The sequence below is a fragment of the Actinomycetota bacterium genome (genome assembly GCA_030776725.1).
Taxonomy (GTDB): domain Bacteria; phylum Actinomycetota; class Nitriliruptoria; order Nitriliruptorales; family JAHWKO01; genus JAHWKW01.
Genome location: JALYHG010000199.1, coordinates 1 through 5,853, shown reverse-complemented (window position 1 = coordinate 5,853; position 5,853 = coordinate 1). Strand labels below are relative to the sequence as shown.

Here is a 5,853-nt window from a genome sequence, read left to right as displayed (position 1 = left end):
CGCGACCGTGGCCGACAGGACCGGTGGCCGTGACGGTCTTCCCGAGCCTGTCCCCGGCCGGTGAGCGGCGCCAGGCCCGACTCGCCGACGCGCGGCTGGCGGCGGTCGCCGGGACCCGCCCGGCCACCGGCGACCTCGGTGGATGGCTGGCGGCCCTGTGCGAGGGCAGCGTCGACCTGCTGCTGCTCCGCGACCCCACCGCCCCTGAGGACGTCCTCCGCGTCGCCGCGGACGTGTTCCGGCGTGTCTGCGACCGGTACGGGGCGCTGTTCGTCGTGGATGGCCTCCCGGGGCTGGCCGTGCAGGTGGGCGCGGACGGTGTCCACGTCGGCCCGGTCGACGCGCCCCCAGACCACGCCCGCAGGGTCGTGGGCCCCGACCTGCTGATCGGTCGCACCGCGCGCCGCGCGGCCACGGTGGACGCCGCCGCGGACGAGGATGTCGACTTCGTCGCGGTGGGCGACGGCCTGATCGAGTACGCGGCGGGGCGGTGCCCGCACGTCTGGTTCGCTCCCGCCGGGGCGGACCTCGCCGCTGCCACCGCCGCGCTGGGCCGTGGGGCGGGGCGGCTGCTGGCTGACGGCCTGGGTGGGGTCGACGACCCCCGTGGGGCGTGCTGGGCTCTGCGCCGGGTCCTGGCGGCGCACCCCCTGTGACGCCGCCCAACGCCACGGTGGCGTACACGGTCCTGCCCTCACCGCTGGGGCGGCTGCTGGCCGCGCTCACGGCCGACGGGCTGGCCGCGGTCCTGTTCGTTGCTGACGGCGTCGGCGAGGCGGTGCAGCGACTGGCCGAGCGGCTGTCTGCACGCACGGTCGAGGATCCGTCCCGTCTCGCCGCCGTCCGCGACCAACTCGACGGGTACTTCGCCGGCGCGCGCACCGCCTTCGACCTGCCGCTGGACTGGTCACTGGTCGGCGACGGGTTCGCACGCCGCGTGCTGCACGTCACGGCCCGCATCCCCCACGGACAGGTCGCGACGTACGGCGACGTCGCGGCCGCTGCGGGCAATCCCCGCGCCGCCCGGGCCGCGGGGAACGCCCTGGGCGCCAACCCGCTGGCGATCGTGGTGCCCTGTCACCGGGTGGTGCGCCGCGGGGGAGACGTCGGTGGGTACACCGGCGGGGCGCACCTCAAGCACGCGCTGCTGGCCCTCGAAGGGGCGCTGCAGTCGGCGCCACGAGGGCCAGCCCCTCGTCAGTGAGGGTGAGGCTCGGCGTGCTCCTCGATGAACACCTCGATCGCGTCGGTGTCCACGCCGTTGCACGGTTGGCGGACCCCCCAGGCGTTGAGGACCAGCGGCGCCCCGAGGTCACCGGAGAACGGCGTGACCGTCAGCGAACCGGCGAAGCGATCGCGCGCCAGCTCCTCGAGCTTCGCGGTGGCGTCGGCCGGGAGCCGTGTGGGGTCGTAGGTGGCGACGACCTGGCCGACCTCCAATGCCTTGACGATCTCCGGCTCGCTCAGCGGCTGCGCCGGACCGAAGACCCCCGTCCGGGGCGCCCCGGCGGCGTGCCATCCGGACGTCCCCGGCGTCGACGAGTAGGGGACAGGCGGTGTGGCGCCTGCGATCAGGTGGCTGCCGGCCTGCACCTCGGGGTGCTCGACCGCACCGCAGGCGGCTTGCGCCTCCCCGTCGTCGCAGCCGGGCAACCCCGCGGCGAGCACGGCCAGCGCCGCGACCCACGGTGCGCCTCGCACTAGATCTGTTCCAGCGACGTCCGGAGCAGATCGGCCGGCGTTGGGCCCTCGTAGCGGTCGGCGAGGTTGCCGTTGGACGTGACGAAGAACGTCCACGGCTCCGACGGCAGCGGCAGGGGCCCGTCCTGGGCGACCAGGGGGATCGGGGTGTTCCCGGCGTCAGAGAACACCTCGACGTGGATCCAGGCCACGTCGTCACGACCGGAGCTGCCCTTGAGGTCCTCGACGATGTCGACCACGGGACCGCAGATCGCGGTCTTGCAGTACTTCGGTGTCGCCACCGTCATCACGACCGGTCGACCGTCGGTGAGCGCGGCCTCCAGCGACACGTCGTGCATCGAGCAGTCCGGTTCGCGGGTGCACAGCTCCTCCATGCCCATCGGGTCGTCGACCGTGGGGGTCGGCGCCGACGGGAACGCGCTCCCGATCTCGGGCAGCGGGCTGCGGGCCGCGTCGAAGATGTTCAGCGCCCCGACCGCGGCGTGCTCGGACGACGCCGCTGCCAGCCAGTACGTGCCTGGTTCCTGGACGGATGTGGTGATCACGTAGATCCCCCGGCCCTCCAGGCCCTCGTCGTGGAAGCTGGCCTGCAGCGGACCCTCGGCCACCTCCAACCCCAGGTCGCTGACCAGGTACGCCTCGACGTCCAGGTTCCCGACGACCTCGGTGGGCGAGGTCCCCAGCCCGAACACCACCCGCCGGCCCGGGCCGGTCAGGAAGAACCCGGCCGGCAGGATGACGCTGAGGTCGAGCGGGGCGTCGATCCCCACCTGGGCCAACACGGCTCGGCGGACGTCTTCAGCGGTGCCGGTGGGGGCCGGAGACGCCGTCCCGGCGGGGCGGCCCTCACCGCAGGCGGCGAGGAGCCCGGCGATGCCGAGCCCACCGAGGCCGCGGAGCAACCCGCGGCGCGACAACTTGAGGGGATGCTCTGGGGGCATCGCCACACTCCCGGGCGGGGTGGACGGAGCGTACCCGCCGGGCCGATCCGCTGTTCCCGGTGGCGTTCCTGGCCGGCGGTGGCACCCTGTGTCCGTGCGCCGCACCCTGGTCGTCCTCACGGTCCTCGCCGTCTGCGCGGCGGGGGGTGTCGCGGCGTGGGCGCGACATGCCCGTCACGCCTCCGACGGGCAGCAGCCGGTCCGCGTCGGCACCGGTCCCGAGCGTGAGGCGTCCGTGTTGGCGCACGTGCTGGTCGCTCTCCTCGAGGCGGACGACGTGCCCGCCGAGGTGGTTCAGTTCGCCGATGCGCGCGATGCCCGTCAGGCGGTCGAGCTGGGCGACGTGGAGGTCGTTCCCAGCTACACCGGTGCGGTGTGGATGGATGCGCTGGGGCTGGTCGACCCGCCACGCGATCCCGCCACGTCCTACGAGCGCGTGAGCCGGGCGGATGCGCGCCGTCACCCGTTGGAGTGGCTGGCTCCGACCGGCGTCAACGCCACCCTCGCGTTCGTGGTCCAACGCCCGCCGGCGCGGGAGTGGATGGACGACCTCGAGGATCTCGCCACGGTCCTGGCATCCACCGACGATGCCGCCGACGATGAGGACCTCCCGCGGCTGTGCGTCGATGCGGAGTTCGCCAGCCGCTCCGATGGACTGGCCGAGGTGGTCCGGGTGTACGTCATCCGCACCGATAGGACGCTCGAGGAGTTCGTCCGCACGCAGGTGCTGGCGGTCCCGCCCGAGGACGCGGTGCGCGGGGTCGAGCGCGGCGAGTGCGTTGCGGGGCTGACCACCCGCACCGACGGCAACGCCTGGGTCCGAGGCTTGAAGCCGCTGGACGACCCGCGGGGCGTGTTCCCGGCTTTCGTGGTGGCTCCGGTGATCCACGAGGGTCTGCGACGCACCCACCCGCAGGCGGTCGCGGCGTTGGAGCCGTTCCGCGAGCTGGACGAGGACATGCTCCGGCGATGGAACGGGCGCCTGGTGCTCGACGAGCCGGTGGAGGCGGTCGCGGCCGAGGCAGCAGCCACCTTGCGTGAGCGCAGCCGGGCGTCCTAGACGACGTCTTCCGCGCTTGACTGCGGGGACCCGACGGTTGTAGCGTCGTATCGAACACACGTTCGGTGCAAGACGTTCGGTGCAAGACGTTCGGTGCGAGACGTTCGGTGCGGGGATGACCAAGCGGTACCGCGAAGCGCTCGATGCGGTCGAGCTCGACACCGACCACGGCCAACCCGCCCCGCGCCGTTTCCGCTGGCGCGGCCAGGGCTACGAGGTGGTGCAGGTCCTGGGGCACTGGCGCGAGGACCCGGGATGGTGGCGGCGCTCCGACGGGCGCGCCATCCGCATCGAGCAGGCCGATCTGTGGCGGGTCGAGGCCCGGAACGGAACGCCGGGGTCCCGCGGGGTGTACGAGCTGGTCCGTCGCGGCGGCAGTTGGCACCTCGACCGCATCTGGGACTGACTCGTGGGCCGCGGTCGGACGCGAGCCACCCCTGCGCGGGGCGGAGTCCCGCCGTTCGCGCATCTCACGGTGCGCTCGTGCTACTCGCTGCGTGACGGCGCGATCCGTCCCCGTGAGCTCGCGGCCGCCGCCGCACTGGCCGGTATGACCCACGTCGCGCTCACCGACCGCGACGGGCTGTACGGCGCCGTCCGTTTCGCCCAGGCGTGCGCCACGACAGGGGTGACGCCGGTGTTCGGTGCCGATCTCGCCCTGTCTCCCGACCGGCAGCGTCCGGGGTGGGCGATCACCAGGGCCGGTCGTGCCCGCCTGCCGACGACCGCCGCACGCCCCGATCCGCGCACGATGCGTCCGGGTGCTGGCCCGGCGTGGCTCGAGGACGACGCGGCACGGGTCACCTTCCTGGCCCGGACCCAGCACGGCTACGCCAACCTCTGCCGGGTGGTCTCCGCCGCCCATCGCGACGTGCGCAGCTCCCCGCACCTGGGGTGGGATGACGCGACCGCCCGCCCCGAGGGGATGTACGTCCTGCTCGGCGTGGACTCGCCGGTGGGGCGGCTGGTGGCACAGGGACGGCTGGGGGCGGCCGAGACCGAGACCCGCCGCTGGGTCGAGGCGTTCGGACCCGATCAGGTGGTCATCGCCGTCCGCCACCACCTCGGCCGGGGAGGTCGGGGGGACGGCCGGGGAGGTCGGGTGGACGGCCGGGGAAGTTACGACGACGCCCAGTGGGCGGGGCGGATGGTGGTGCTCGCCGACCGGCTGGGGCTGACCGCCGCGGCAGTGAACGACGTCCGCTACCTGCAGGAGGGTGACGCGTACCTCGCCGATGTCCTGGCGTGCGTGCGCGCGCAGGTCCCCATCGCCGGTCACCACGTCGGTCGCCGCACCGCCGAGGGTTGGTTCAAGAGCGCCGCGGACCTGTTGCGCATCCCGCTGTTCGGTGATCGTCCCGACCTGCTGGCCAACGCGGCGGCGATCGCGGAGTCCTGCGAGATGGACCTCGGCTTGGACCGCACTCACGTCCCGCGCCTGACCGGCCTGTCGGAGGGAGACGCCGCCCGCGAACTGCACGTGCGCTGCTGGGTCGGGGTGCACGACCGCTACGGCGGGCGGGGCGGTCCCCGGCTCACGCCTGAGGTCACCGAGCGGCTCCGGCACGAGCTGACGATGATCGACCGGCTAGCGCTGCACGACTACTTCCTCACGGTCGCCGACATCGCCGCCGCGATCCGCGACGCCGGGGTGCTCACCGCCTGCCGCGGGTCGGCGGCGGGGAGCCTGGTGTGCTACGCGCTGCGCATCAGCGACGTGGACCCGATCGCGGGTGGGCTGGTGTTCGAGCGGTTCATGAACCCCTACCGCGACGAGCTCCCCGATATCGACCTGGACGTGGAGTCGGCCCGCCGCGAGGACGTCTACCGCATGATCATCGACCGCTACGGCGAGGAACGCACCGCGTGCGTCGCGATGGTCGAGACCTTCCAGGCGCGGATGGCGGTGCGGGAGGTCGGGAAGGTCCTGGGCGTGCCACCCGAGGAGATCGACCTGGTCGCGACCTCGCTGCACAACGTCCGTGCCCGTGACGTCCGCGCCGCGCTCCGGGAGCTGCCCGAGCTGGAGGACTCACGTCTCGACGCCGGCCAGCTCGACACCCTGTTCCAGGTGGTCGAACGCATCGACGGCTTCCCCCGCCACCTCGCCCTGCACCCCTGCGGCATCGTCCTCGCCGACGTCGACCTGAT

General features: G+C 73.5%; 6 protein-coding genes and 2 pseudogenes. 6 read left to right on the top strand and 2 right to left on the bottom strand.

The window, feature by feature from the left end; genetic code table 11:
• From M3N57_09555 to M3N57_09545, 3 genes and pseudogenes are all read left to right on the top strand, one after another.
• The coding region (locus M3N57_09555) for a thiamine phosphate synthase (GenBank protein ID MDP9022917.1) at positions 1-656 on the top strand (656 nt) is incomplete at its 5' end.
• 17 nt (positions 657-673) lie between these two features.
• A pseudogene (locus M3N57_09550) lies at positions 674-844 on the top strand (cysteine methyltransferase).
• Positions 845-919: 75 nt separating this feature from the next.
• Positions 920-1,204, top strand: a pseudogene (locus tag M3N57_09545) (MGMT family protein).
• Here M3N57_09545 and M3N57_09540 read toward each other — a convergent pair.
• Entirely contained in the window at positions 1,198-1,701 is a 504-nt protein-coding gene (locus tag M3N57_09540; GenBank protein MDP9022916.1) for a DUF3105 domain-containing protein, read from the bottom strand. The pseudogene M3N57_09545 and the gene M3N57_09540 sit on opposite strands and share 7 nt — an antisense overlap.
• Positions 1,701-2,642 carry a hypothetical protein gene (locus tag M3N57_09535; protein ID MDP9022915.1) on the bottom strand — a complete coding sequence of 314 codons (942 nt, stop codon included), beginning with the start codon at positions 2,640-2,642 and terminating at the stop codon, positions 1,701-1,703. Before M3N57_09535 ends, M3N57_09540 begins: the two co-directional genes overlap by 1 nt.
• A 94-nt stretch (positions 2,643-2,736) precedes the next feature.
• Between M3N57_09535 and M3N57_09530 the strand changes: the two genes are divergently transcribed.
• The 3 genes from M3N57_09530 to M3N57_09520 all read left to right on the top strand — a co-directional run.
• Positions 2,737-3,702, top strand: coding sequence for a hypothetical protein (locus tag M3N57_09530; protein MDP9022914.1), 966 nt, complete (start codon positions 2,737-2,739; stop codon positions 3,700-3,702).
• A 115-nt stretch (positions 3,703-3,817) separates the two neighbouring features.
• Positions 3,818-4,108 carry a DUF6504 family protein gene (locus tag M3N57_09525; GenBank protein ID MDP9022913.1) on the top strand — a complete coding sequence of 97 codons (291 nt, stop codon included), beginning with the start codon at positions 3,818-3,820 and terminating at the stop codon, positions 4,106-4,108.
• Between the two features lie 69 nt (positions 4,109-4,177).
• The coding region (locus tag M3N57_09520; GenBank protein MDP9022912.1) for a PHP domain-containing protein at positions 4,178-5,853 on the top strand (1,676 nt) is incomplete at its 3' end.